Annotated in this window: 16 protein-coding genes and 1 pseudogene; 7 read left to right on the forward strand and 10 right to left on the reverse strand. The window is 62.6% G+C overall.

Annotation, left to right across the window (positions count from 1 at the left end):
- Positions 1-177 precede the first annotated feature (177 nt).
- Positions 178-390: a hypothetical protein gene (locus LCH64_RS16285; RefSeq protein WP_003229681.1), complete on the forward strand. Its 213-nt coding sequence runs from the start codon at positions 178-180 to the stop codon at positions 388-390.
- Here LCH64_RS16285 and LCH64_RS16290 read toward each other — a convergent pair.
- Positions 332-1,294 (reverse strand): LysR family transcriptional regulator, encoded by a 963-nt coding sequence (locus LCH64_RS16290; protein ID WP_045122685.1) that lies wholly within the window; start codon positions 1,292-1,294, stop codon positions 332-334. The two genes, LCH64_RS16285 and LCH64_RS16290, sit on opposite strands and share 59 nt — an antisense overlap.
- A gap of 190 nt (positions 1,295-1,484) precedes the next feature.
- Here LCH64_RS16290 and LCH64_RS16295 point away from each other — a divergent pair, with 190 nt between their 5' ends.
- Together LCH64_RS16295 and oadA are read left to right on the forward strand one after the other, a co-directional pair.
- On the forward strand, positions 1,485-2,900 hold the full coding sequence (locus LCH64_RS16295) for an acetyl-CoA carboxylase biotin carboxylase subunit (RefSeq protein ID WP_027610345.1): 1,416 nt from the start codon (positions 1,485-1,487) through the stop codon (positions 2,898-2,900).
- An 11-nt stretch (positions 2,901-2,911) separates the two neighbouring features.
- Positions 2,912-4,720 carry a sodium-extruding oxaloacetate decarboxylase subunit alpha gene (gene oadA / locus LCH64_RS16300; protein ID WP_103484036.1) on the forward strand — a complete coding sequence of 603 codons (1,809 nt, stop codon included), beginning with the start codon at positions 2,912-2,914 and terminating at the stop codon, positions 4,718-4,720.
- Positions 4,721-4,889: 169 nt separating this feature from the next.
- Here oadA and LCH64_RS16305 read toward each other — a convergent pair whose 3' ends face one another.
- Together LCH64_RS16305 and LCH64_RS16310 are read right to left on the reverse strand one after the other, a co-directional pair.
- On the reverse strand, positions 4,890-6,347 hold the full coding sequence (locus LCH64_RS16305; RefSeq protein WP_226500740.1) for an autotransporter domain-containing protein: 1,458 nt from the start codon (positions 6,345-6,347) through the stop codon (positions 4,890-4,892).
- 200 nt (positions 6,348-6,547) lie between these two features.
- Complete coding sequence (locus tag LCH64_RS16310; protein ID WP_226500741.1) at positions 6,548-9,505, reverse strand: autotransporter domain-containing protein; 2,958 nt, start codon at positions 9,503-9,505, stop codon at positions 6,548-6,550.
- 242 nt (positions 9,506-9,747) lie between these two features.
- Here LCH64_RS16310 and LCH64_RS16315 point away from each other — a divergent pair.
- Both LCH64_RS16315 and LCH64_RS16320 read left to right on the forward strand, forming a co-directional pair.
- A pseudogene (locus LCH64_RS16315) lies at positions 9,748-9,894 on the forward strand (type II toxin-antitoxin system HipA family toxin); the annotation flags it as partial.
- Complete coding sequence (locus tag LCH64_RS16320; RefSeq protein WP_226500742.1) at positions 9,891-10,169, forward strand: helix-turn-helix transcriptional regulator; 279 nt, start codon at positions 9,891-9,893, stop codon at positions 10,167-10,169. The pseudogene LCH64_RS16315 and the gene LCH64_RS16320, both read left to right, overlap by 4 nt.
- Positions 10,170-10,199: 30 nt before the next feature.
- Here LCH64_RS16320 and LCH64_RS16325 read toward each other — a convergent pair whose 3' ends face one another.
- Together LCH64_RS16325 and LCH64_RS16330 are read right to left on the reverse strand one after the other, a co-directional pair.
- Positions 10,200-11,036, reverse strand: coding sequence for an amino acid ABC transporter permease (locus tag LCH64_RS16325; RefSeq protein WP_226500743.1), 837 nt, complete (start codon positions 11,034-11,036; stop codon positions 10,200-10,202).
- A complete protein-coding gene (locus LCH64_RS16330; RefSeq protein ID WP_201136208.1) occupies positions 11,033-11,854 on the reverse strand; it encodes an ABC transporter substrate-binding protein in 822 nt (273 codons plus the stop codon). The genes LCH64_RS16325 and LCH64_RS16330 overlap by 4 nt, the downstream gene beginning before the upstream one ends.
- A gap of 111 nt (positions 11,855-11,965) precedes the next feature.
- Here LCH64_RS16330 and LCH64_RS16335 point away from each other — a divergent pair, with 111 nt between their 5' ends.
- Positions 11,966-12,865, forward strand: a complete 900-nt coding sequence (locus tag LCH64_RS16335) for a homocysteine S-methyltransferase family protein (protein ID WP_226500744.1) — start codon at positions 11,966-11,968, stop codon at positions 12,863-12,865.
- Between the two features lie 99 nt (positions 12,866-12,964).
- On the opposite strand, the gene LCH64_RS16340 is transcribed toward LCH64_RS16335, so the two are convergent.
- From LCH64_RS16340 to LCH64_RS16350, 3 genes are read right to left on the reverse strand one after another with little or no spacing between them, the layout of a single operon-like run.
- Positions 12,965-13,636, reverse strand: a complete 672-nt coding sequence (locus LCH64_RS16340; protein WP_226500745.1) for a GNAT family protein — start codon at positions 13,634-13,636, stop codon at positions 12,965-12,967.
- Between the two features lie 12 nt (positions 13,637-13,648).
- Positions 13,649-14,095 carry a GNAT family N-acetyltransferase gene (locus tag LCH64_RS16345; protein WP_226500746.1) on the reverse strand — a complete coding sequence of 149 codons (447 nt, stop codon included), beginning with the start codon at positions 14,093-14,095 and terminating at the stop codon, positions 13,649-13,651.
- Between the two features lie 10 nt (positions 14,096-14,105).
- Positions 14,106-14,729, reverse strand: a complete 624-nt coding sequence (locus LCH64_RS16350; protein ID WP_103521545.1) for an FMN-binding negative transcriptional regulator — start codon at positions 14,727-14,729, stop codon at positions 14,106-14,108.
- A gap of 92 nt (positions 14,730-14,821) precedes the next feature.
- Here LCH64_RS16350 and LCH64_RS16355 point away from each other — a divergent pair, with 92 nt between their 5' ends.
- Complete coding sequence (locus LCH64_RS16355; RefSeq protein ID WP_226500747.1) at positions 14,822-16,375, forward strand: PLP-dependent aminotransferase family protein; 1,554 nt, start codon at positions 14,822-14,824, stop codon at positions 16,373-16,375.
- 15 nt (positions 16,376-16,390) lie between these two features.
- Here LCH64_RS16355 and LCH64_RS16360 read toward each other — a convergent pair whose 3' ends face one another.
- Entirely contained in the window at positions 16,391-20,980 is a 4,590-nt protein-coding gene (locus LCH64_RS16360) for a DUF6543 domain-containing protein (protein WP_226500748.1), read from the reverse strand.
- 142 nt (positions 20,981-21,122) lie between these two features.
- Positions 21,123-25,664, reverse strand: a complete 4,542-nt coding sequence (locus LCH64_RS16365; protein WP_226500749.1) for a DUF6543 domain-containing protein — start codon at positions 25,662-25,664, stop codon at positions 21,123-21,125.
- Positions 25,665-25,804 lie beyond the last annotated feature (140 nt).

Raw genomic sequence — 25,804 nt, forward strand, 5'->3', positions numbered from 1 at the left:
TGGGGCGCGCAGCGGCCCTGAATGGCCGGGCCTGCTTCGCAGTCCAGCGGGAGCAAGCTCCCTCGCCACAATGAAACGCAATCGGCAAAGTTTCATCGCACTGTCATCCCCGCGCAGCCAAACCGTCATCCCCCACGCCTATCGTGAAACTCCCGTACTCGCCTTGGGAGACTCGAAATGGCTCAGCCCTACGAAGAACGCAACAGCGCCGCGAAAACCCGTCGTCAACAGGAAGACCAGCGCCGCATGGAATTCCGTCGCGCCATCGAAGATCGCTTCGAACTCCGTCAGCTTCAGAGCGAAATCAACGATTTTCCCGAGGACATCGAACTCAACTACTGGCAGGCAGCACCGGCAGCTTCCCGTCGAAGCGCTCAACCAGCGCGCTGATCTGCACGCGTTCGCTGCGGATAAACGCCAGGAAGGCGTGCGCCACCGGTGACAGCCGTTTGGCCTTGGCTTGCACCAGGCACCAACTGCGAAACAGCGGCAACTCTTCGACCGGCAGCTCGACCAGGCCGCCGGTAGCCAGCTCCAGGTTCAGGGCGTGGCGCGTCAACAGCGCCAGGCCCAAACCCGCCACCACGCATTCGCGCTGGGCTTCGGCCGAGGCCACTTCCTGAGTCTGGGTGAAGTGCACGCGTTTCTCTTTGAAGTATTCCTCGCAGGCCAGTCGCGTCCCGGATCCGGGTTCACGGATCAGCAACGTGTAAGGCTCGAGATCCTGCAAACGCAACGGCCCCATGTGCGCCAGCGGATGGTCCGGGCGCGCCACGGCGACGATCGGGTTGTTGAGAAACGGCAGAAATTCCAGGCCCATGTCCTGCGGCACCATCGACATGATCACCAGGTCGTCGCGGTTGTCCGAAAGACGACGAATCACCTGGCCGCGGTTGACCACGGTCAGTTGCAGGTTCACTTCCGGGTGCTGGCGCTTGAAGGCGGCGAACAGGTGCGGCACGAAGTATTTGGCGCTGGATTCCACTGCCAGTTTCAGCTGGCCCTGCAGCGAGCCCTGCATGTCCGACAGCTGCATGTCGAGGTTTTCCAGGCGCCCGAAGATGTCCCGGCTGGCGCGCTGCAGGGCTTCGGCAGCCTCGGTCATGTAGAGTTTTTTGCCGACATAATCGAATAATGGCTGGCCGATCAGCTCTTCAAGCTGACGAATCTGTAGGCTGACGGCCGGTTGTGTGAGAGACATTTCATCGGCGGCGCGGCTGTAGGAACGTAAATCACACACTTCGTTGAAGATCTGCAATTGGCGTAATGTCATACGCATCAAGGACTTACGCATTTTTTATGGGCTCTGACGGCAGGCTGATGGTTTAACTATAAGTCTTTGCTTATGCCTGACCCAATTTTTATTCATTTTTGTTAATCCCTTGCGAGGGCTAGTGTGGGGTCGCGACCAGATTGAAACATTTGGTCACGCGTCGACCTGGGTCTAGCAGGTCGTGGTGCCACCGGCTCAAGGGAATTTCCAAGTGATAAAAAAGATCCTGATCGCCAATCGTGGTGAGATTGCCGTACGAATCGTGCGAGCTTGCGCCGAGATGGGCATTCGCTCGGTAGCGATTTTTTCCGACGCCGACCGCCATGCCTTGCATGTGAAGCGTGCGGACGAAGCCCACAGCATCGGTGCCGAGCCACTGGCCGGTTACCTCAACCCGCGCAAGCTGGTGAATCTGGCGGTGGAAACCGGTTGCGATGCCTTGCACCCCGGTTACGGCTTTCTCTCGGAAAATGCCGAGTTGGCAGACATCTGCGCCGAACGCGGAATCAAATTCATCGGCCCGTCGGCAGAAGTCATTCGCCGCATGGGCGACAAGACCGAAGCCCGCCGCAGCATGATCAAGGCCGGTGTGCCGGTCACCCCGGGCACTGAAGGCAACGTGTCGGGTATCGAAGAAGCCCTGACCGAGGGTGACCGCATCGGTTATCCGGTGATGCTCAAGGCCACCTCCGGTGGTGGCGGGCGCGGCATTCGTCGCTGCAACAGCCGCGAAGAACTCGAACAGAACTTCCCTCGGGTGATTTCCGAAGCGACCAAGGCGTTCGGTTCGGCGGAAGTGTTCCTGGAAAAATGCATCGTCAATCCCAAGCACATCGAAGCGCAGATCCTCGGCGACAGCTTCGGCAACGTGGTGCACCTGTTCGAGCGTGACTGCTCGATTCAGCGCCGCAACCAGAAGCTGATCGAGATCGCCCCGAGCCCGCAACTGACCCCGGAACAGCGCGCCTACATCGGCGACCTGTCGGTGCGTGCGGCCAAGGCTGTGGGTTACGAGAACGCCGGCACCGTGGAGTTCCTGCTCGCCGAGGGCGAGGTGTACTTCATGGAGATGAACACCCGGGTGCAGGTGGAGCACACCATCACCGAAGAAATCACCGGGATCGACATTGTTCGTGAGCAGATCCGCATCGCCTCCGGCCTGCCGCTATCGGTGAAGCAGGAAGACATCCAGCACCGTGGTTTCGCGTTGCAGTTCCGCATCAACGCCGAAGACCCGAAAAACAACTTCCTGCCGAGCTTCGGCAAGATCACCCGCTACTACGCCCCCGGTGGCCCGGGCGTGCGCACCGACACAGCGATCTACACCGGCTACACCATTCCGCCGTTCTACGACTCGATGTGCCTGAAACTGGTGGTCTGGGCGTTGACCTGGGAAGAGGCGATGGACCGGGGCCTGCGCGCCCTCGACGACATGCGTCTGCAAGGCGTGAAAACCACCGCCGCGTACTACCAGGAAATCCTGCGCAATCCGGAATTCCGTAGCGGCCAGTTCAATACCAGCTTCGTTGAAAGCCACCCGGAACTGACCAACTACTCGATCAAGCGCAAACCCGAAGAGCTGGCCCTGGCCATCGCCGCCGCCATCGCCGCCCACGCAGGCCTGTGAGGAATACAACAATGACCAAGAAAATTTTCGTAACCGACACCATCCTGCGTGACGCCCACCAATCGCTGCTCGCCACCCGCATGCGCACTGAAGACATGCTGCCGATCTGCGACAAGCTCGATAAGGTCGGCTACTGGTCGCTGGAATGCTGGGGCGGCGCGACGTTCGATGCCTGCGTACGTTTCCTCAAAGAAGATCCGTGGGAACGCCTGCGCCAACTGCGCGCCGCGCTGCCTAACACTCGTCTGCAAATGCTCCTGCGCGGGCAGAACCTGCTGGGCTACCGCCACTACAGCGATGACGTGGTCAAAGCCTTTGTTGCCAAGGCCGCGGTCAACGGCATCGATGTGTTCCGCATCTTCGACGCGATGAACGACGTGCGTAACCTGCGTGTAGCCATCGAAGCGGTGAAGGCTGCGGGCAAACACGCCCAGGGCACCATCGCCTACACCACCAGCCCGGTGCACACCATCGACGCGTTTGTGGCGCAAGCCAAGCAGATGGAAGCCATGGGCTGCGACTCGGTGGCGATCAAGGACATGGCCGGTCTGCTGACCCCATACGCCACCGGTGAACTGGTCCGTGCGTTGAAAGCCGAGCAGTCGCTGCCGGTATTCATCCACTCGCATGACACGGCGGGTCTGGCGGCGATGTGTCAATTGAAAGCCATTGAAAACGGCGCTGACCACATCGACACCGCGATCTCCAGCTTCGCCTCGGGCACCAGCCATCCGGGCACCGAGTCGATGGTCGCAGCGCTTAAAGGCACCGAATACGACACCGGTCTGAACCTGGAACTGCTGCAGGAGATCGGTCTGTACTTCTACGCCGTGCGCAAGAAGTACCACCAGTTCGAAAGCGAGTTCACCGCCGTCGATACCCGCGTGCAAGTCAACCAGGTGCCGGGCGGGATGATCTCCAACCTCGCCAACCAGTTGAAAGAGCAGGGCGCGCTGAACCGCATGGGCGAAGTCCTGGCGGAAATCCCGCGGGTGCGTGAAGACCTTGGTTTCCCGCCACTGGTGACCCCGACTTCGCAGATCGTCGGCACCCAGGCGTTCTTCAACGTGCTGGCCGGCGAGCGCTACAAGACCATCACCAACGAAGTGAAGCTGTACCTGCAAGGCGGCTACGGCAAGGCGCCGGGCGTGGTCAACGAGAAGTTGCGTCGTCAGGCCATCGGCAGCGAAGAGGTGATCGACGTACGTCCGGCCGATCTGCTCAAGCCGGAAATGACCAAGCTGCGTGCTGACATCGGCGCACTGGCCAAGTCCGAAGAAGACGTGCTGACTTTCGCCATGTTCCCGGACATCGGGCGCAAGTTCCTCGAAGAGCGTGCCGCCGGCACTCTGACCCCGGAAGTGCTGTTGCCGATTCCTGAAGCCGGCAAGGTCGCCTCTGCGGGTGGCGAAGGCGTACCGACCGAGTTCGTCATCGACGTCCACGGCGAAACCTACCGCGTCGACATCACCGGGGTTGGCGTGAAGGCCGAAGGCAAGCGTCACTTCTACCTGTCCATCGACGGCATGCCGGAAGAAGTGGTGTTCGAACCGCTCAACGAGTTCGTCAGCGGTGGCAGCAGCAAGCGTAAACAGGCGTCTGCGCCGGGCCACGTCAGCACCACCATGCCGGGCAACATCGTCGATGTGCTGGTCAAGGAGGGCGATACCGTCAAGGCTGGCCAGGCGGTGCTGATCACCGAAGCGATGAAGATGGAAACCGAAGTCCAGGCGGCGATTGCCGGCAAGGTCACGGCCATTCACGTTGCCAAGGGTGACCGAGTGAATCCTGGCGAAATCCTGATCGAGATCGAAGGCTGAGATAACTGCCGCGATCAAACGCTTTAAACCTCGGGGGGGCATGTGCTCCCCTTTTTTTTGCCTGCAATATGCTGTTCGCTGTAGGAGCTGCCGCAGGCTGCGATTTTTTGATCTTCAAGAGCAGAGTCAAAAGATCGCAGCCTGCGGCAGCTCCTACACTAGCGTTGTGTCAGAACGCCATTCGCCACTGGCCTGTCACGCCGTAACTGCGGCTGTCGTTGCCGGCCTCGCCAGTGAGGCCAATGCCCAAGGTGTTGCGGGCGGACAGAGTCAGATCCAGACCGGCGTCCAGCGTAAAGCTGTTGCGATCCATCTCGGCTCCGGTGACTTCAAAGCTTTTGCCACCCCTGACCAGTTGCTGGCGCGTTTCGTTGTCGAGCTCACCGTAGGTGTGTTTTACGCTCGCGCTCAGGCGCGGCGTCAGCTGCATGCCATTGGACAGGTGGCTGGTGTTCGCCATGCGCAGGCCGAGGGTGCTGCTCGGATTCGCCCGCGTTTGCCCGTGAACCTTGAGTGCCGCATCGCCACCTTTCTCGGTGTAGCCGTCACGCTGGTAGCGTTGATAACCCACGCTGGCGAACGGTTCGATGCTGACGTTGCCGCGACCGAGGTTGTAGCTGACTTCGGCAAAGATCTGCTGGGTACTGGCGTCATAGCTGCTCTTCAGCCGATCACTGAAACCATTGAAGTCGACGCGACGTTTGCCGTTGCCGTCATGATGGCCGTACGAGGCCCCCAGGCGCAGGGCGAACGGGCCTTCCTGCCGCAGCGCGTAGGCACCGAGGTGCCAACTGTCGAGATCGCCGTCGAAGTGTCGGGCGTCGAAGTGGGTCTGCGCTTTTGCGCCCATCAGGCCGACATGCCATTGCTCGTCAAGCCGCCAGTCGGCACCCAGTACCAGACCTTGGGTGGAATGCTTCAGGACACTGTCGGCGTCACGATCGACCTTGCCGCCGTACCCCAGCGCTTGCAGCCAGACCCGCCCGTTGCCTTCGCTGCCAGCCGCCAGACGCGGCGCATTCCCCGATCCCTGCGCAGCATTACGGTTGTCCAGTTGATGCATCGCCGAGAGCATGCTGGCGCTGACCGGATTGACGCTGCTCAGTGTGGCTTTGGCGAGATTGGCGTTGCTGCCGGCGGCGAGTTGGTCGAGGGCGATGACGGTGGCGGTCTGGTCGGCCGTCTGCAGGGCCTCGACCGCCGCATTGTCCGGGGCAGCTATTTGCCGGGCGGGCTCAGGTGCCGGGGCTGGCAGAGTCTCTGGCTTTTTCGCCTGAACCGGATCGGGCGAGGAGGCTGGTTTTTGAATGCTTTTTTTGATCGCACTGCCGTTTTCTGTCGGGACGATTTTCTTCGGCGGAGCCTCACCCGGCGGATGGCCTGGCGCCACAGGCGTCTGCGCTCGGTCGGCGGCTTTTTCTGGAAGCGGATCGCTCTTTTCTGCCGTTTCCCCAGCGTCCATCGGCTTCGGCGTAACGGGCTTTTCCGTCCTCTTGCGCGGCTTCTTGGGCTTCACCTCGGCGTTGACCTGAGGTTCCGTTTGCTCGGCCAGTGAAAACTCTACGCACCCGACAGCCAATGCAACGGCCAGGACCAGATGTTGAAGCTTGTAGGTGTGAATGGGCATGCAGTTGGTCTCTCGAAGAATGAGACCAAACTCTAAAAGTCGATGCCGGTGCGCCGATGCCGGGCGATTCCGAGCAGAGTGCAGGTTTTGCGGGCTGGTTGTGTAGCCGGGTCACTGGCAAGTTTCGAATCTGCCTCGTTTACCCGACTGTCCAGACGCCTTTGCCTACAACACCTGCTGAAGTATCGATTGGCGAAATCTCAGAAACTCATCTGCCACTGCCCGATCAACCCATGGTTGCGGCTGTTGTTGCCGATCTCGCCGCTGTAGCCGACGCCCAGTGTGTGCCGGGCGGAAATCCCCAGATCCAGTCCGGCTTCGAGCACCAGACTGTCGCGATCCAGCGAACTGCCATCGACGTTGAATGCGCTGCCGCCGACCACGAATGCCTGACGCGTCGAGCTGCTGACATCGCCGTAGGTGTGCTTCCAGCCAGCGGCCATGCGCGGGGTCAGGCTCATGCCGTTGTCGAGGCTGTTCAGGTGCGCCAGGCGCAGGCCGAAGGTGCTGCTGAAGTTGTCCTGGGTCTGGCTGTCGACGTCCAGTGCGGCGGCGCCACCCTTTTCCTGGTAACGGTCGCGGTGGTAGCGCTGGTAGCCGAGGCTGGCGAACGGCTCGGCGCTGAGGCGGCCGCTGCCCATGGCGTAGCCGAGTTCGGCGAAGGCTTGCTGGCTGTCGGCGTCGTAATCGCTTTTGGGCCGATCACTGAAACCATTGAACGCCACCGTGCGTTGGCTTTCGCCCTGATGGCCACTGTAGGCGGCGCCGAGGCGCAGGGAGTACGGGCCGCTCTGACGCAGTGCGTAGACGCCGGCGTGCCAGCTCTCGACGTTGCCATCGACGCCGGTCGCGTCCAGATCAGTCTTCGAATAACCGCCGAGTACGCCGAGGCGCCACTGCGGATTCAGTGCCCAGTCGGCACCCAGTACGCTGCCCTTGGTGCGTTGCTCCAGGCCGCTGTTGCCGTGCTCGCCGTCGAGCTTGCCGTAGCCGCCGATGGCTTGCAGCCACAGGCGTCCGCGCGCGTTCGGGTCATTCAGATTGCGCGCTTCCGACGGTACGCCGTTGGCCGCCAGCACCGGGGTGTCGCGTTGATCAAGGCCAACCATCAACCCCGGGCTGCCGCCCATTTGCTGCATTGCCGACAGCATGCTGTTGCCCACCTGACTGCTGGCGCCGAGCGTGGCGCTGGTCAGGTTGGCGTTGCTGGTGCCGGCCAGTTGCTCGATCGCCGCGCCGGCCGTGCTTTGGGTGGTGTTGAGCAAGGCGTTGTACAGCGCGTTGTTCTTGCCCATCGTGGCCAGGCTGTTGGCCGCGTTGCTGCCGTTGCCGGTCGCCGCGAACTGATTGAAGGCCACGTCATTGCGGGTGTAGGTCAGGTCGACTTGTGTCGGTGTATAGGCCAGCGTCGGCGTGAGGAACGCGTAGTGGCTGGTGACGTTGCCGAAGGTGCCGTTGACGTTGGCGGCTTGCAGCACGGTGTAGTGGCTCTGCCACGGATAAGTGCCGCTGCCGGGGTTCACCGCCAGGGTCGCACCATTGAGGCTGGCGGTGCCGCCGACCTGAACCGGGGCGCTGCTGCCATCGGCGTTGACGCCGTAGACGAGGGTCGAGCCGCTGCCCATATTCAAGTCATGGACGATGGTTGCGCGACCGAGGCCGGTGTCGGTACGCAGCGTGCCGTTGACGTTGAGATTGCCCACCGAGCCGCCACCGGCATACACACCGCCGGCGTCTACGGTCAGGCTGCCGGCAATGCCGCCCTGGTTGATCAGGGTCGCGCCATTGCGCACCGCGCCGCCATCGCTGAAATCGCCGCTGCCGGTGAGTGTCCACGCACCTTGCCTGACCTCCAGCCATTCGAAATTGCGGCTGGCGCCGAAGCTGCCGCCCGCCGCATCGTCCATCACCACCCGGTCGTACCCGCTGCCGCCATCAACCACGCCGACGAAGCGACTGCCGTTGCGCAGGGTCAGGCTGTCGTCGCCGCCACCGAGGTCGAGTGCCAGGCCGTTGCTGCCGCTGATGATGCCGCCGTTGATCACGTTGTCGGCGAATTCGCCGACGAACTTCACGCCGAAGCCGTCGAGGCCTTGAATGGTGCCGTAGTTCTCCAGAGTGGTGGCTGCCAGCCCCGAACCACCGCTGCCGTCGTCCACCAGAATCGCGCTGTTGGCGCCGCTGATCAGTGCGTTGTTCGCGTTGAGAATGTAGCCGCCGCCGAGGGCGATGCCCTCGCTGCCGTTGGCGAATCCGCCCTTGTCCACGCCTCCCGCACCGACGCCCTGAATGGTGCCGTAGTTTTCGATGTGGGCGATCTTGTCGATGTCCACGCCATCACCGTCACCGTTCGCCTGCAAGCCTGAGTAAGCACCGGTGATGGTGCCGTGGTTGATCACCGTGCCATCGCCGTCGGAACCGAATCCGGAACCATTGCGGCCGGTGATCTGCCCATAGTTGACCAGCGTCGCACCGAGGTCGGTGGTGATGCCATGGCGGCCGCCGGAAATCACCCCGTAGTTGGTCACGCTGACACCGCTGGCCGAGTCGATGTCGATGCCGTCGAATTTCTCATCGGCGTTGTGCGAGTCGCCGGTGGAGATCTCGCCGTAGTTGGTAATCGTCGCGTTGGCGCCGGTCTTCATGCCGTCGCTGGCATCGCCACGAATCAGTCCGCCAGCGCGGTTGATGAGGGTGGTTTTGACTCCGTCGCTGCGCAGCGCATCGAGGTCCAGGCCCTGGCCGGTGGTCGAGCGAATCACGCCGCTGTTGTCGATCAACAGACTGCCGCTGACGAAGTTGCTGTCGATACGCAAGGCGTCATTGGCGCCGAGAATCTGCCCGCCGCTGCGGTTGAAGATCTGGTAATTACGCGCATGGGTCAGGTCACCACTGCTGTCGATGGCCCGGCCACCGCTGGAAACGATTTTCCCGGCGTTATCGATCACCACACCGGCGCCACTGGTGCCGTCCTTCAGGCTCACCGCCTTGCCGCTGTTGGTGATGCTGCCCGGTGCCGAGATCGTCAGCGTGTCACTGCCGCCAAGGGTTTGCGCGGCAGTAGTGGCAGTGTCGATCTGCACGGTCTTGCCGTGGGCGGTGCCGGCGGTGATCAGCAGAACGGCAGCAAGGGACAAGCGCTGAGGCGGGAAGGGCATGGACGGACGGCCTTTTGTTATAAGCGGGCCGTTCTGTATAGCGATGGGTTTTTACAAAATGATGTCGGAAGGTGACCAGCATTACTTGGTTCATATGATCTTAAACACAGTCGCATCTGCATTTTGTTGCATATTGCACCGGGCCATCTTAGCCGAGGTGCAATATATTGCATCTTTGAGCAATAAAATCCCTGCTTAAATGCATTTAAATGCAGCTGGGCTTGACTGACGCATCAGATCCTTTCGAGCGCTTGCGTGAAGATGCCCAGCGTCTGGCGGCGCTCCCCGACCTATTGACGGCGAGTGGTTTGCCCGACAGAACGATGAACCACCCGGGAATCCATCTGAAAAATCTGGAGCAACGCTTGAAAGAGTGGGATCTGAAATGAGCATGACGGTAGCCGAGCGCACGGTGCTCATCGAAAACATTCAAGAGGCACTGGCCCAAGGGACACTGGAGATCGGTGAAGCGGTTCGCCGTCTACGCCTGGAAGTGACTGGTTTGCATCAAACCCAGTTTGCCAGGATGTGCAAAATATCGGTTCGCACGCTGGTGCATATCGAGCATGGCGAGGGCAATCAGACATTGAAATCGTTGAATGCGGTGTTCCGTCCGTTTGGACTGAAAATGGGTGTGGTGCGGATACGACGAGAGACCAATTAAACCCGACGCTGCCGCAAGGTGCTGATTGCCCTAGCTACGCCGCACATAAGCCTTGCCGTAATGCCGCTCCATGCGCGCCTGGATCAGCTCCAGGCCGATCGACATCAGCCAGTAAATGATCGCCGCCGTGGTCAGCATCTCGATGTAGCGGTAGCTCGAGCGGCCGTAGGACTGCGCCAGAAACATCACTTCCCAGACGCCCATCACCGAGATCAGTGACGAGTCCTTGAGCATCGAGATGAACTGGTTGGTGGTCGGCGGGATGATCGTGCGCATCGCCTGGGGCAGGGTGATGCGCCAGAAGATCACGCTCTCGCGCATGCCCAGCGCCAGCGAAGCTTCGCGTTGGCCGTAGGGCACGCCGAGGATGCCGGCGCGGAAAATCTCGCTGAGGTAGGCGCCATAGTTGAGTGACAGGGCAATGATCCCTGCCACCACCGCGCCGGGTACGACACCCAGTTGCGGCAGGCCGAGGTAGATCAGCAGGATCTGGATCAGCAGCGGCGTGCCGCGAAAGAACGAGGTGTAGAAACTGGCGATACCGAACGCCACGGCGCTTTTCGACAGGCGCGCGAGGGCCGTGACGAAGCCCAGCAAGGACGAGGCGACGATGGCGCACGCGCAGAGAAACAGGGTCAGTGCCGCACCCTGCAGAAAGCCGTTGGGCGCCAGGTGCACGCCGAGCAGATTCGGCAGCTTGTCGAGGATGATCGAGAGCTTCAAATCGAAGCTCAGGAAAAACCCGGCGAACAGGCTGAACATCGCCGCCCATGTCAGGTACAGGCGCGTGCGGAAACCGAACAGCCGTCGCAGGCGCGATTCAGCCACCGGTTGTGGCGGCTGTGGAGGTGTCGGGAAGGCAGTCATTGGCTGATGTCGGCGCCGATCCATTTCTGCGACAGCTTGCTCAGCGTGCCGTCCTGCTTGAGTTGCGCAAACACCTCGCGCACTTTGGCGTCCCACTGGGCGTCACCCTTTTCGATGGCCACCGAGTTCGGCTCCGAGTACAGCGGCGCGCCGGCCAGTTTGAAGCGCTGGTCCTGATTCAGGCGCGGCTGCGCGGTCACCAGGTTGGTGAGGATGGCGTCCAGGCGCACACCGGCGCCCAGGCCCAGGTCCTGGAAGGCAACGTTGTCGGTATCGTACGGAGCGATCTGCACATCTTCGAACGGGTATTCCAGGTGCGTGTCTTCGGCGCCTTCGATGACCAGATTCTTGTTCAGATAACTTTCGTAGCTGCTGGCGCTGGTCAGGCCGACTTTCTTGCCGCTCAGGTCCTTGGCGCCGTGGATGCGATCGTCCTTGGCGTTGACCACGATCACGGCAGGCGAGGCGTAGTACTCGACCGGGAAATCGAACACTTCGGCGCGGGCCTTGCTCGGGGTCATGGAGCAGATGCAGATGTCATAGCGCCCGCTCCAGCGGCCGGCCGCAATGACGTCCCAGGACGGCGTTTCGAGGCGCAGCTTGACCCCCAGCTTGTCCGCGACGGCTTTGGCGACGTCCACGTCGAAGCCGTCGAGCTGGTTTTGCTCATTGAGAAACGAGAAGGGTGGGTAGCTTTCCATCAGCACGCCGACCAGTTCTTTTTTCTGTTCGACGCGATCGAGTGTGGCGCCGCCGAAGGCTTGAGTGGACGCGGCCAGAATCGTCAGGCCCAGGGCCAGTAGCGGTTGAAATTTCACAGTCGACACCTGAAAAAAAGGGGTTGTTATTAACCGGATGGTGCGTATTAAATAGTTATAAGAACTACTCTGGTAGTGAGTAATTTTCATAAGCATATGAGCGAAAAGCATATGGGCACAGCAAGCACGGTAATTCTCGATGGCGGCATGGGCCGTGAGTTGCAGCGCGCCGGGGCGCCGTTTCGGCAGCCCGAGTGGTCGGCGCTGGCCCTGATCGAAGCGCCGCAAGCGGTCGAAGCGGTACACGCCGCCTACATCGCCAGCGGGGCCGATGTGATCACCAGCAACAGCTATGCGGTTGTGCCGTTTCACATCGGCGAGGCGCGGTTTGCTGCTGAAGGGCAGGCACTCGCGGCGTTGGCCGGAGAGCTGGCGCAGCGTGCGGTGCAGGCGTCGGGCAAAGCGGTGCGGGTGGCCGGTTCGTTGCCGCCGCTGTTCGGCTCCTATCGTCCGGACCTGTTCGAAGCAGCGCGGGTGAACGAGTTGCTGGCGCCACTGGTGACCGGCCTGGCGCCGCATGTGGACCTGTGGCTGGCGGAGACCCAGAGCTCGATCATCGAGGCGCGCTCCATCCGCGCCGGTCTGCCGCAGGACGGCAAACCGTTCTGGCTGTCGTTTACTTTGAAGGATGAAGACACCGACGAGGTGCCGCGCCTGCGTTCCGGTGAATCAGTGGCAGAAGCGGCAGCCGTGGCGGCCGAGTTGGGCGTCGAGACGCTGCTGTTCAACTGCAGCCAGCCGGAAGTGATCGGCGCGGCGATTGATGCGGCGCGCGATACCTTCGAACGCCTGGGCGTGCAGATTCACATCGGCGCGTATGCCAATGCGTTCCCACCGCAACCCAAAGAGGCGACCGCCAACGACGGCCTCGACCCGTTGCGCGACGATCTGGATCCGCCGGGGTATCTGCACTGGGCGCAGGATTGGCAGCAGCGCGGTGCCAGCCATTTGGGCGGCTGCTGCGGGATTGGCCCGGAACACATCGCGGTGCTGGCGCAGAAACTGGGGTAAACAACAGATCAAAAGATCGCAGCCTGCGGCAGCTCCTACATGGGATTGACGTTCACCCTGTAGGAGCTGCCGCAGGCTGCGATCTTTTGCTTTGACGATTTAACTACGGCACTCGACCAAACCTTTCACCTGCCCGGTCGGCGTCTGGTTGGCATCGCTCAACCACTGCTCGAAACCTGCCGCAATCGCCGGCCACTCCGAATCCACAATCGAATACCACGCGGTATCGCGGTTCTGTCCCTTGACCACCATGTGCTGGCGGAACACGCCTTCGAAGCTGAAACCCAGGCGTTCGGCGGCGTATTTGGAGCGGGCGTTGCCGTTGTTGCACTTCCATTCCAGGCGCCGGTAGCCCTGTTCGAAGGCGTATTTGGCCAACAGGTAAACCGCTTCGGTGCTCTTCGGCGAACGTTGCATCGGCGCGCCGAAGGTGACGTGGCCGATCTCGATGCGACCCTGCGCCGGGACGATCGACATCAGGCTGAGGATGCCCTGCACCTGACCTGTGACGCGGTCGATGACGCTGAAGAAATACGGGTCGCTGCTGGCCGCATGATTGTTCAGCCAGTCATTGAAAACGCTGCGCTGCGGGAACGGCCCATAGGGCAAATAATCCCAGAGCTTCGGGTCGGCGCCGGGGCCTTCGAGGGCGTTGAACAACTCGTCGCCGTGGCGCACCGGGTCGAGGCGTTCCAGGCGGATGAACCGGCCTTCGAGCAAGGTGGCGGTGGGGGCGGGGACGCCTTTCCAGTCGGCAAGTGCAGTGGTCATGTACGCGGCTCCTTAAATGGCTTTGCGAAACTGGATGAATCCCGGGCGTTCGGCGATGCGCTCGTAGAGCTGGATCGCGGTGGCATTGGTTTCGTGAGTCAGCCAATGCACCTTGCAGCAACCGTCGGCCTTGGCGGTGGCGTAAACGTGTTCGATCAGCAAGCGACCGACGCCGTTGCCACGGGTCTCTGGCGCCACCAGCAGGTCCTGCAGGTAGCAGGAGTTTTCGATGCTCCAGTTCGAACGGTGATAGATGAAATGCACCATGCCCACCGCTTTGCCGTCGGCCCAGGCGAGGGCGGCGTGGGTCGGCTCGCTCGGGTCGCGGAAACGCTGCCAGGTGCTGTGGCTGACGGCGTCCGGCAATTCGCTGTTGTAGAAGCGCAGGTAGGCTTGCCACAGAGGCAGCCAAGCGGCGTGGTCGCCGGCAGTCACCGGGCGGATGTCGATCTGACTCATGCTGATTTCCTTAACGCATCAAGTGGGCGAGGGTCTGGTCATTGATGTCGGGGCTGGCAGCCAGGCCTTCACGCACGCCGGCAATGTCTTCGGCGCTGCGGTTCTGGCTGAGCTTGCGTTTGCCTTCGAGGCGATCGATGGGAATGGCGAAACCGACGATGGCCTTGAGCATGCCGTCGATATAGTCGGCCGGCGCATCGTCAACCTTCCACGGTTGCGCGCGGCCGGCTTCATGGCGATCAGTCAGCGTGCTGACGATGTCGAGCAGGCGCCCGCCGTCGCTGAACGTTTCGGCGTGACCGTAGGCGTGCACCGCGACGTAGTTCCAGGTCGGCACGACTTTGCCGTGCTCGGCCTTGCTCGGGTAAAACCCCGGGCTGACATAGGCGTCAGGGCCGGCAAATATCAGCATCGCTTCAGCGCCGTCGCGCAGGTCCTTCCACTGCGGATTGGCTTTGGCCAGGTGCCCGTACAGCGTGCCGTTCGGGCCTTGTTCGCGGTGCAGCAGTACCGGCACGTGGCTGGCTTGCAGGCCGTTTTCACCGTGGCTCACCAGAATCGCGAGACGGCTGGCGAGGATCAGTTCGTGCAGTTGCGACAGTTCGTCGATGGCAAAGGCGCGGGGCGTGTACATGGAGAGATTTTCCTTGGCGAATGCCTGCATCCTAGGCAGGCTATTGGTCTGTTGTAAGAGCCATTGATGACCAATTTCATAGGTCCATTGTCATGCACGAATCGCCCACGCTGTCCATGCCGTTCAATCCGGCCGGTATCGAGCTCGACCGCCGTCAGGGTTTGAGCCGCCAGCTCTATCAGGCGCTGCGTCTGCGCGTGCTGGACGGGCGTCTGGCCAGTGGCACGCGGCTGCCGGCCAGCCGTGATCTGGCGACGGCGTTGGCGATTTCCCGCAACAGCGTGGTGCGCGCCTACGATCAGTTGTACGCCGAAGGCTTCATCGAAGGCCGGGTCGGGGACGGCACGTATGTCGCCCAATTGCCGCAAAGCGTATTGCCCACGAAAAAACTATCCACAAAAGTATCCACAGGGTTTTCAACAGGCTTACCCACAGCCTTATCCACAAATTGGCTGGATTTACCTGTGATTCCATCCAGTAAAGTTATCCACAGCGGTGCTGCGCAGCGCCTGGAAAACAACCATTTATCGTTACCGCCAAGTGGCCCGCCGAAGGCTTTTCGGGTCGGTGTGCCGGCCTTCGATCTGTTCCCGTTCGAGGTCTGGGCCAAGCTCAACGCGGCTTTCTGGCGCAAACCCGATCTGCAGCAACTGTGTTACGGCGATCCGGCCGGGGATCAGCGTCTGCGCGGATTGATCGCCGCGTATTTGCGCAGTTCGCGCGGCATGCAATGCACCGCTGAGCAAATAGTGATCACCAGTGGCGCGCAGCAGGGCATCAGCCTTTGTGCACAGCTGCTGGTGGAGCCGGGCGATGCGGTGGGCATCGAGAATCCCGGCTACCGCGCAGCCGGCCATGCCTTTGCGGTAGCCGGGGGCCGGTTGCACGGTGTGCCTGTGGATCAGGACGGCATTGATTGCACAGCGTTGGGGCAAATTGCCGACTGCCGGCTGGCCTATGTCACACCTTCCCACCAGTACCCGACCGGTGTGGTCATGAGCCTCGCCCGGCGGCTTGAACTGCTGGCCTGGGCCGAGCGCAGCCAGGGCTGGATCATCGAGGACGATTACGACGGCGAGTACCGTTACAGCGGCGCACCGCTGGCACCGTTGGCGGCACTGGATCGTCAGGGCCGGGTGCTCTACGTCGGCACCTTCGGCAAAGTCGCCTTTCCGGCGCTGCGTCTGGGCTATCTGGTGTTGCCGCAGGGACTGGTACAGGCCTTCGCCCGACGCCGCGCGGTGGACGTGCGGCATTCGGAAGTCAGCACCCAGGCGGTGATGGCCGAATTCATGGCCGCCGGACATTTTCAACGGCATATCCGCCGGATGCGGCGCGCCGCCCTGAGTCGGCGCAACTGCCTGCTGGCGCACTGGCCGGAGTCCATCGAAGGCGTTGGCGGGCTGCCCGCCGTGGCCGCCGGTTTGCACCTGACGGTCGCCGTGGACAGCATTGCCCGTGAGCGTGAGCTGATTGCCCAGGCCGAGAGCGTCGGTGTCGAGGTCAACGGCCTGAGCAGCTACTGGTTGCCTGACTCGCGCACCCCGATGGATCGGCGCGCGGGTCTGGTGCTGGGTTTCGCCGCCGTGCCGGAGGCCGATATTCAAGCGGCTCTGGCACGGCTGCACCGGGTCTGGTGCGACTGATCGCGTCGACGCTTTTCAGCCAGCGGCCGGGTCCTGCTGGCGGGGGTGGATAAACAGGTCCCTGATGGTCGGGCTGACGATCCGCCGCAGCGCGTTATCCACGGCATCGAAGCGCTCCAGCTCCAGCCGGGATTTAGCCGGCAGTTCCTGCAGATAGCCATCGGCGATTTTCAGGTGTGCGGCGGTGAAGCGGTCGCTCGGATCGGTCAGCGAGTTGTAGTGGAAATGGGCGACCCACAAGGGTTTGTTCTGGCGACGCTGGTCGAGAATCTGATACTCCTGAAAGTAGTCCTTGCGCTTTTTGGTACGGATCCGCCCGTGGTCGTTTTTGACGATCTGTACCAGACCGTGTTGATGCAGCCATTGCAGATAACTCTCCCGGGGTCTGCGCCCGGTGAGCATGCTGCCGTAGACGCTGATACCTTCGCGACGCAGGCGCGCCGCCGCCTCGCGCAGTTCTGTAGGGAGACTGCCCACCGGCAGTTCGGCGCGCCGCCGGGCGAGTATCGCGTCGATATCTGCCGCCCGCTGATCGAGGCGGGTGGCCTGCTGGTCGAAGAGATCCTGCATGTCGGCGGGAATGCGCGACGGGCGCTGGGCATCGGTGCGCCAGCGCCGGATCAGCGGCTCAAGTTCCTGGAGCATCTGCATGGCACTGCCGACCATTTGCTCATCGCTGAGGTTTGGGGTCGTAGCCGGTTGTTTGTGAATGGTCCTGATCAGCGGCAGTTCTTGCTGTGCATGCGCCGTGGAGGTTGCGCTGGACGCGGGCCTGGGGGTTTCGATGACCCGCGGCCGGGACTTGTTGACCTTGCCGGTGGCGCGGGAAGTGGAGGGCGTGGGTTCGGCTCTGGCGGTGACGGTCGCCGGCAACTCTTGCGGTTCCGGCAGGAGCTTGAGCAAGTGCTCGCGCGCGATCTGGTGAAAATCGCTGACCAGATACTGAATGCGCTGGAAGCGAACCGGCTCCAGCTGTGCGGACGAGCTTGCAAATACATCCTCAAGGCGGCGCTCTGCATCGGCGAGCCGGTCGACCACGCTGCTCAATTTCTCGACGTTCGGCGTGAGCTGGTGACGCCGCTCGACCAGTTGATGGCCGGCGTCCGCCGCGCTCTCGAAAATCGGTCCGATCAGTTCCCGTAACGGCTCCAGCACGCTGTCCGGCGCCTCCAGCATCGACAGCTCGATGGACATGCCGATCTCATTGGCGTGCAGGTCGCGGCGGCTGAACGAAGGCATCAGCCGCTTGAGATCAGCGGCCACCTTGCGCGTGGCTGAGGTGTGCTTTTGCAAGGTGTTCAGCGAGCTGTACAGATGCTCGAGACGCTCGACCATTTCGTCGCTGACGGCGATGGCTTTGCTCGCGGCTTGCATCTGCACTGACCGCGAACGGGTCTGTGCCGGCTCCAGCGGGCTGATTTGCGGCGCGACAATGTGCGCGTATTCGCGCAATTTCATGCGCATCCAGCCGCTGAGGAAGCGGTGCTGTTCGACGGTCATGCGCATTAATTCAGCTTGATAAACACCTCCGGTGCCGCCCGCCTCGCGCCACTTTTCCAGCTCTGCCAGGGCCTGACGGTAGCCTGTGGACAAATCGTCGGCCTTGGCGATGTAGGTGCTGATCGCCTCTTCAGACAACGGCGTGTTCTGGTCGCCGGTGTCCAGAGGCAACAGGGCCTCGTCCAGACCGGCCTTGCGGGGGGCCTCCTGTGCGAAGAAACGACGCAGTGCCGCCCAGGCTTCGTCCTTGCGCGCCTCCCGTTCCCGGACAAAGGCGTCGATACGCCGCGTGGGGCCACCACCACGCAGGCGCAGGCGCAAATCCCAGTGCCAGCGCAGGGTCTTGGGGTCGAGCCGGATGCACAGGCCGGGGCGCGCCGGATGCTCCGGGTCGAGGATCTGCACCGGCTCGTCCGCCTCGGCGCGGACCTGGAACCAGCGTTCGCCGACCTGGGCGTACAGCTTTCCGGCGAACTCGTAGAGATGACGGGCGTTGGCCTGAGCGTTGGCGGCAAGGGCCGGCCTCGGCACTTTCAAGCGCTCGATCGTCAGCAGGAACGAGGGCTGCGTGTTGCGCGTGAGCGGGGTGGATACCAGCAACGACGGCTGTGGCGCGGGATCGACGGACGTCAGTTCCACGGGGTCGTGAACGACGCGGGGTGGTGCCTCGTGGGGCATCGCCATCGCCGGCAATCGGTCGGAGCGCAGGCGGTATCCCGCAGTATTTTCGCTGCGCGGGCCGGAGGGCTGGATGCGCCGAATCGCCACCTTCTGCACCAGCAGAATGCTCAGTGTCAGCAGCACGTCGCCGATCGACGACCATTCAACCGAGGTTGCGCCTTGTTCATGGGCATCCAGCGCCTGCTGGATCTGGCTGATGGTTTGCCAGACCCAGACCGCCGCGCCCGCCGGGCCGCTGAGGAAGTTGGCGGCAACGCCGAACAGCGCCCAGCCGCTGTCCACCAGCAGGGCCCAGCGGCGCTCGGCGTTGGAGGTCGACTGGCGATCGGCAAGGTCGGCCATCGCCTGACTGTTACTGGCAAACAGCGTGGCGAAAATATCGCCGCTCAGGGGAGTGTTGGCCAAGTCGACGGCGGCGGTCAGGTCGAGGTGAATGAACGGCTCGAAGGCCAGTTCGGTCACGGTCCATGGCGAGGGCAGGCCGCTGGAAAACACGTACTGAGCGTACTCGAAGCTCAGTGCCCGGGTCGGCAGCCAGGCGAGTATCGAGTCCTGCAGTTCGCCGGGCTGGTAAAACGCGTACAGCAGGTTCTGCGCGGAGGGGAACTGGCGCAGCGGTTGCTCGAGCAGCGGTCGATACAGCAGACACGGACCGCTGCTGCCGTCCCGTGGGCCGATGATGTACATGTTCGCCACGGTGTCGGACGTGTGCCCCAGACGAAAGCGCGGGACGAACGCCAGCGGACGGATCTGCACCGGCCACTGCGCGACGGGCGTCTGCGCGGTGATCGAATCGAGCAACTGGCGAACCAGACGATAACCCTGCTCGTCGACATCGCCCTGATGCTTGAGTTTGCACTCCAGCGCCAGGATCGACAGCAGCCATGGCAACTGGCGGCAGTAGCGGGTCTTGTGGCGCCGGGCTTGAACCGGGTCATCAATCAGGGTGCGCTTGATCAACTGCGGGTAGTGTTCACCGATGTTCACCTCACCGGCGATGCGTTGCAGCAGTTTGACGGTCAGCCAGGCTGGCGCGGACGTGCCGTCGGCGTAGTCGATAGTCGTGAGGTAGGCAGGCGTGTTGCGCAGGGCAAATTCGCCGAGGCTCAACTCGCGGATGCTGTGCGGATCGGGCAGAACGAATCCGCCGGCCTCGAAGCTGTCAGTGAGGGTGATCCGCAGGTCATCCAGGCGCAGCAGTGAAGCCTGTTCAGGAGGCTGCTCGGCGAGGATGGCGGCGCGCATCTTCTGCTCGGCATAGTCGAGGATCAGCGGGACTTCCCGGACATCGAACGCGTCGCTGTCGGGGCCGCCCCGCAAGTTGCCCAAGGCGCTCAGGTCACTGCTGTAGCGCTGGATATCTTCAAGCGATGCGTTCTTGAGCCATTCGGGGATGGCCTGCTCCAGTTGTTCGAAGCGTGCGTTGTCCTGCGACTCGATGACCTCGCCATAGGGCTGGCGCGCACCGAACCGGGCCAGCGGCGAACGGCTGGCGGGATCCAGAGACTCGATCGCGTCGAGCTGGCAACCCACCAGCGCCTGAACCATGGCATCGAAAATATTGCCGTCGGGTTCATACAACCGCCACTTCAGACCCCGGCCGCTCAAATCCATGTCGAGGCGTTCAGGCAACGTGGCGGCCAGTTGCGCCAGTGAACTGAACGATTCGTAGCCATCTTCGATGGTGTACAGCGCGATCAGCTCTCGATCGCCGGCTGTTGCGGTCAGCACCAGCGCACCGGCGAGCATCAGGTGCCGGGTGCGGCTGCTCTCCGCGAGGTCGAAGACCAGATCGAGGTCAACCAGACGCGCGCGTATGTTGGTCAAACCGCCACTGGCCGTCGCGCGCAGCGTCTTCTCCGGCTGTTGTGCGACGTGCCGGGCGAGGCTGCACTCATCGACCGTCCAGCCGTTGGCGGTGCGTACGTTCAGGGCATTTCTCAGGTTGTCGGACAGCTGTTGCCAGCGCGGCTGGCGGTCAACGGTTTCATTCCAGTAGTGCAACTGGCTTTTGGCAAAACCGAGGAACAGTGCCGGGGCCGTTTCGTTGAGGATTGTGGTGATCGCGTCCATGCCGACCGGCAGGTGCACCGGCTCGGCGTCGTTCGGGGACAGGGTGAGGAAATGCTCGCCTTCGATGTAATTGGCGCTGTCCTGGGTGAACGCCTGCCGCGCCAGCGCATGGGTCAGCGATTCGAAGTGGCTGCTGTGGCTCACCAGACGTTCTCCCTGCGCCTGCCAGAGCGGGGTGATCAGCATGGCTTTGTCCGGGTCGATCGGCAGTTGCGGAATATGCTGCTTCAGGCTGATGCGCAACAGGTGTGCGGCGGCGTCGTGGAGGATCGGTCCGCCGCTGGTCTGCTCGATCAGGCGACTTTTGTTCTGCAGTTGGGGGACAACGTTGGTTCGGGTTGTGTCACTCATGGAATCTGCACCGGTAGGAGGGTGGATGGCGCGGCACCTGCCGCATGCAACCGACAGTAGCGAGGCCTCCACCGGCCCGGGTGGTAGATATGTATAGGGTGCATCCAGACCCGCGCGCGGTGTGCGCGGGCCTGGATGCCGGTCAGGCGAAGAACACCGCAGCGGCTTGCGTATGGCTGATGCTGCTGCGGTGAATCGCGATCAGCTCCTGGTTGCTGCGGTTGTCGCGTTCGACGTAAGCGCCGCCCAGGAGCCGTTGCTCAACGGTTTTCAGGTGCGCGGCGGTGAAGGCGGTCAGCGGGTCTGTCGGGGCAGCGTAGTGAAAGTGCGCGTACCACAGGACTCGGCCGCTCGGTCGGTCGAGAATCGAGTATTCCAGCAGGTAATCCTTGCGCGGCCCTTTGAGGCGCCGGCGCTCGGTGGTTTTGCCGATGCTCACTTCGCCCTTGCCGAGCAGCCACTCGACGCGCGCGGCCGTGGGCGGTTGTTGTTTGGTCAGGCTGATTCGGGCGCTGCGCCCCGTGGCATACAGTGCCTTGGCCTCGGTATCGAGTTGCTGGCGCAGCGCCGAAGCGGAGACCGTGCGGCTCTCGGTGTGGTTGCCGGCGACCAGGGCCTGATCGACTTTTTCCATGGCCTCGTGCAATCGCGTGGCGTGCAGATAGTAGGTTTCCTCGATCTCCGTCGGATTGCGTTGCGCCCGATCAATGTGCGCCTGGGTACGCCGGCGAAACACCGGCAAGCCGTCGATCAGGGCTTGTCCGTCCTGCAGGCTTTTCGCCAGATCGGGGCTTGGGCGAGGCGACGTACCTGGCCTGGCCGGTACCCGTTCGACCCAGTTGCCCGGGGTCTTCTCGTGGAACGTGGCGATCACGCGGCCGGTCAGCGGCGCGCGCACGTCGACCAGATCGCTGTCCTTGCCGTCGGCACTGCGCCGGGGCTGGCCGACCAGCGTGCCCTTGTAACGGGTTTTGATGATTTTGCGCGCCGGGGGTGTCGGCGATTTCGAGGGGCCGGCCACCGGTTCCACCAGGCGTTGTTCGCGCAGCAGGTTGGACAGCTGCTGCACGGCGTCCTGCTGGAATCCGCCCACGCGTTTTTTGATGTCCTCCAGCCGTTCGGTCATCAGCTCCTGCGGATACTCGGTGACGAGATCGGTGAAGCGCTGTTCGATGACGTCGAACTGTTCCACCAGATTGTTCATCGCGTCGATACGTTCGCCGAGCTGTTCCAGGCTCTCTTCAGCGCTCAGGTCCAGCGCGCTCTGAATATTCAGCGAGGCATCTTCGATCAGGCTTTCCAGATCGACACGGGCTTGTGCGCGAAACTCACCCGGCTCGGCCGTCAGGCACAGCTCTTGCCCCAGCGTGATCTGCAGCAGCTTCAGGTCGTCGAGGGAAAATTGCGGCAGCCGTGGCTTGTACTGCCGGATGGTATCCACCCCCTCTTTGCCCAGCAGGCTCAGTTCGGCGAAGCGCTCGTGGGCGAACTCGATTTTATCGATGATGCCTTTGGTCAGTTCGGCCATTCTCTCGAAGGGATCACTGCGATCGCTGGCCGCGTTGTCAGCGGTTTCATCGAGCAATCCAAGGGTGACTTCCATGCTCTGGCGAAAGGCCGGGTAGGTTTCTTCGATCCATGACTGCATCAGAAACAGTTGCAGGGAGATGCGGTCGACCATCGCGGTACGGTAGTTGGGCACCGCTTCAAGAATGTTCAGCTCTTTGAGGCCGTCGATGTGCACGCTGTAGGCCTGCATCTGGCTCTCGAGGGTATCGAGAAACTGCTGGCGCGCGGCTTCGGCTGTCTGCGGCGTGGACTCGAGCATGGCGCGGCGCACCGTGACAAGTTGGCTGCGCTGGGCTTCCAGGCTTGCTTCGAAGTCGCGGATGGCCTGTTTTTTCTGGCGTAAATTTTCCGCGTTCGCCTCCTGCAACTGCTTGCGCCGGCTCTTCAGGCCGCCGGCGCGCAGGCGCAGGCGCAGGTCGATGAACCATTCACCGCGGGCATTGCCGATCAGCAGTGGGCCGCTGCGGGGCGGTTGCTGACGGCTGTCGATGATCTGCACGTCATCGTTGTCGTTGAGTGCGACCTCGAACCAGCGGCTGCCGACCTCGGCGTACCATTTTTGTCCGGCACTGCGCAGATGGCGATGCGCGCCATCGCTGGCGGGAGCGGACAGGGTTTCGGGCCGGCTGACTTTCAGGCTGTCGAGGAAGGTGCCGAGGTCCGCGGGTGCAGGGTGCAAGGCCCCGAGAATGTGCAATGACAGTTGATGGTCGTCCGGCAGTTGCGCACCGCCGATGTCCGGCAGGCGGGAGACGCGGATCAGCGGGCGGGTGGTGGGGCTGCTGATCGGGCGAGTCTGTTCATGGGGGCGTTCCACAGCCTTGTGCGGTACCGGTTTGCGGGTGGCGGCGCGATGGGCCAGGACCATGCCCAGCGACAGCAGCAGGTCGGTCAGCGCTGTCCAGTCCAGCGTCTGCTGTTGGTCCTCGGTGTCGGCGAGGCTTTGCAGGTCATCGAGGATTTGCCACACCCATGCAGCAGTGCCGACGCCGCGTCCCAGAAATGGCAGCGCCGCATTGAACAGCGCCCAGCCGCCCTGCTTGAGGCTGGCCCAACGCGCCTCGGCATTCGAGGTGCTGCTGCGATCGGCCTGGGTCACCAGTGCTTCGGCGTTGCGCTGAAACAGGGTCGCCAGCAGGTCGCCTTCAAGCACGCGGGTGCCCAGGGTCACATTGGCATCCGGGTCGGGCGCCGCCGTCGGGTCGATCAACAGCTGCGGGATCGTCCATACCGAGGGCAACGCCCCGGGGAACACATACTGTGAATAGTTGAAGCGCACGCGGTCCGGCAACCAGGCCAGCACCGACTGGCGCAACGTTCGCGAATGCTTGATGGCGTACAGCAGGTTGGCGGTTGACGGGTACTGCAACAGCGGTGCTTCGAGCAGCGGGCGATACAGCAGGCACGGGCCGGAGTCCGTCGCGCGCGGACCGATCACGAACATGTTGAGCACTTCGTCGCTGTTGCCGCCCATGACGAAGGCGAGCGGGCGAATCACGATGTCCTGGCCGTCGACCTGGCGGTCCGCCGGCTCAGCGGCCAGCGCGGCGGCCACATAGCGATAACCCAGCTCATCCACACCGGCTTCGCCGCGGATCTTGTGTTGCAACGCCAGCAGCGGCAGTTCGATCGGCAACTGACGGCTATAGAGCTGGCGCAGGCGGGCAGCCTGGGTCGCGTCGGTGATCAGCCGGTTTTGCAGAAACTGGGGGTAGGCCTTGCCGATGTTCACCTTGCTCACCAGGGTTGTCAGATACACCGGGGTCATCCAGGACGGAACTGCGGTGACGCCATCGCGATAACGCACGCTGAAATTTCCCAGCGGCAAGCCCGACAGATTCTGCAACGCCAGTTCAACCAGGGACAGGGTCAGGGTCTGTTCATGCTCCGGTGCCACAAACGTGCCCCAGACCACGACACTGGTGTCGGTGAGTTCCACATCCTGCAATGCGAACTTCTTGTCCGGTGCCAGATGGATGGCGTCGTTCAACTTTTCCAGGGTGAATGCCTGAATGCCCGGCACCTCGGTCTGGAAGGTCTTCCCGGCGTTCTGTTGCTGCACGGCGACCAGATCCAGCAGATGCCGGCTGTAGCGAGCCTGATCGGCGGGCGCAGCGCTGGCCAGCCATGCCGGCAACGATTGCTCGACGCGGACGATGGCGGGCGAAGGATGGGGGGCGACGCTGTCGTCATCGCGACGGGAGCGCGATATCCCGCGCCCGGTACGCTGGAAGAAGTCGATGTCACCAATCGCCTGGGCTTCCAGCGCAATCAGCGCGCAGGCCTGGTGAGCAAAAAAATTGCCCTGGGGTTCGAACAGTCGCCACTTCACATGGATGTCGCCAACGCCGCCTGCCACGGGCCAGTGCAGTGATTGTTGCAGCTCGGCGAAGCTGTCGAAACGCTGGAAACCTCGGGGTAGCGAATGGCTGATGATCAGGGTGCGCGGGCCGACGGTTCCGACCAGCACGACCGTGTCGAGAATGTTGAGGTGGCGGCGGGTGGATGCTTCATCCAGGTCCAGATCAATCAGGCAGGCGCGGGTCTGATAGGGGTCAGTGGGGGCGCGCAGGCGTTTGTCCGGTTGATTGAACACGGCACGCGCCATGGCACGCTGATCGGCGTCCCAGCCGTTGTCGTCGCTGACGTTCCACAGCTGCTGCAACGACTGCGAGAGCTGATGCCAGCGCGGTACGGAGGGGCTGACGATATCGTTCCAGTACTCGATCTGTTGCTCCTCATAGGCCTTGAACAACAGCGGGGCGAGTTCGTTGAGCAGGGCGCCGATGGCCTCGATCTTCACGGGCAACTGGATACCCGATTCCTGGGTCAGAAAGTGTTCGCCGCCGATGAAGGTGACCGCTGTGCCCGACAGGCTCAGGCGAACCAGCGCATCGGTCAGCGATTCGATCTGGTAAGGCCCGACCTCGATCCCGTCGTCATCGACCAGCCAGGTCGGGGTGGCAATCAGCGCCAGCGCCGGGTCGATAGTCACCGGCGGATCCATCCCGGCGAGAGCGGGGCGCAGGGCCCCTGAGGCGACTTCGGTGAGCGAAGGGCCGCTGACCAATTGTGTGAGTACATCGACAGCGCTGGGGGCGGTGCTTTCGGGCATGACCAAATCCTTGTCTGACGTTGGCGGCCTGCGGTGTGCAGTGCCGGACAAGGGCGAAGGTAGGGCGCTGGTCAGGACGTCGGGTGGTACATAGATATCGCCGGCAAAACAAGACCCGCAACGGTGCGGGTCTTGGGTTC

Origin of the sequence: Pseudomonas sp. MWU16-30322 (genome assembly GCF_020515535.1) — a bacterium.
Lineage (GTDB): Bacteria > Pseudomonadota > Gammaproteobacteria > Pseudomonadales > Pseudomonadaceae > Aquipseudomonas > Aquipseudomonas fluorescens_H.

Coding starts and splice junctions, on each gene's coding strand:
- LCH64_RS16285 (WP_003229681.1), top strand. CDS start 178: ATGGCTCAGCCCTACGAAGAACGCAACAGCGCCGCGAAAACCCGTCGT.
- LCH64_RS16290 (WP_045122685.1), bottom strand. CDS start 1,294: ATGCGTAAGTCCTTGATGCGTATGACATTACGCCAATTGCAGATCTTC.
- oadA (WP_103484036.1), top strand. CDS start 2,912: ATGACCAAGAAAATTTTCGTAACCGACACCATCCTGCGTGACGCCCAC.
- LCH64_RS16305 (WP_226500740.1), bottom strand. CDS start 6,347: ATGCCCATTCACACCTACAAGCTTCAACATCTGGTCCTGGCCGTTGCA.
- LCH64_RS16310 (WP_226500741.1), bottom strand. CDS start 9,505: ATGCCCTTCCCGCCTCAGCGCTTGTCCCTTGCTGCCGTTCTGCTGATC.
- LCH64_RS16320 (WP_226500742.1), top strand. CDS start 9,891: ATGAGCATGACGGTAGCCGAGCGCACGGTGCTCATCGAAAACATTCAA.
- LCH64_RS16325 (WP_226500743.1), bottom strand. CDS start 11,036: ATGACTGCCTTCCCGACACCTCCACAGCCGCCACAACCGGTGGCTGAA.
- LCH64_RS16335 (WP_226500744.1), top strand. CDS start 11,966: ATGGGCACAGCAAGCACGGTAATTCTCGATGGCGGCATGGGCCGTGAG.
- LCH64_RS16340 (WP_226500745.1), bottom strand. CDS start 13,636: ATGACCACTGCACTTGCCGACTGGAAAGGCGTCCCCGCCCCCACCGCC.
- LCH64_RS16345 (WP_226500746.1), bottom strand. CDS start 14,095: ATGAGTCAGATCGACATCCGCCCGGTGACTGCCGGCGACCACGCCGCT.
- LCH64_RS16350 (WP_103521545.1), bottom strand. CDS start 14,729: ATGTACACGCCCCGCGCCTTTGCCATCGACGAACTGTCGCAACTGCAC.
- LCH64_RS16355 (WP_226500747.1), top strand. CDS start 14,822: ATGCACGAATCGCCCACGCTGTCCATGCCGTTCAATCCGGCCGGTATC.
- LCH64_RS16360 (WP_226500748.1), bottom strand. CDS start 20,980: ATGAGTGACACAACCCGAACCAACGTTGTCCCCCAACTGCAGAACAAA.
- LCH64_RS16365 (WP_226500749.1), bottom strand. CDS start 25,664: ATGCCCGAAAGCACCGCCCCCAGCGCTGTCGATGTACTCACACAATTG.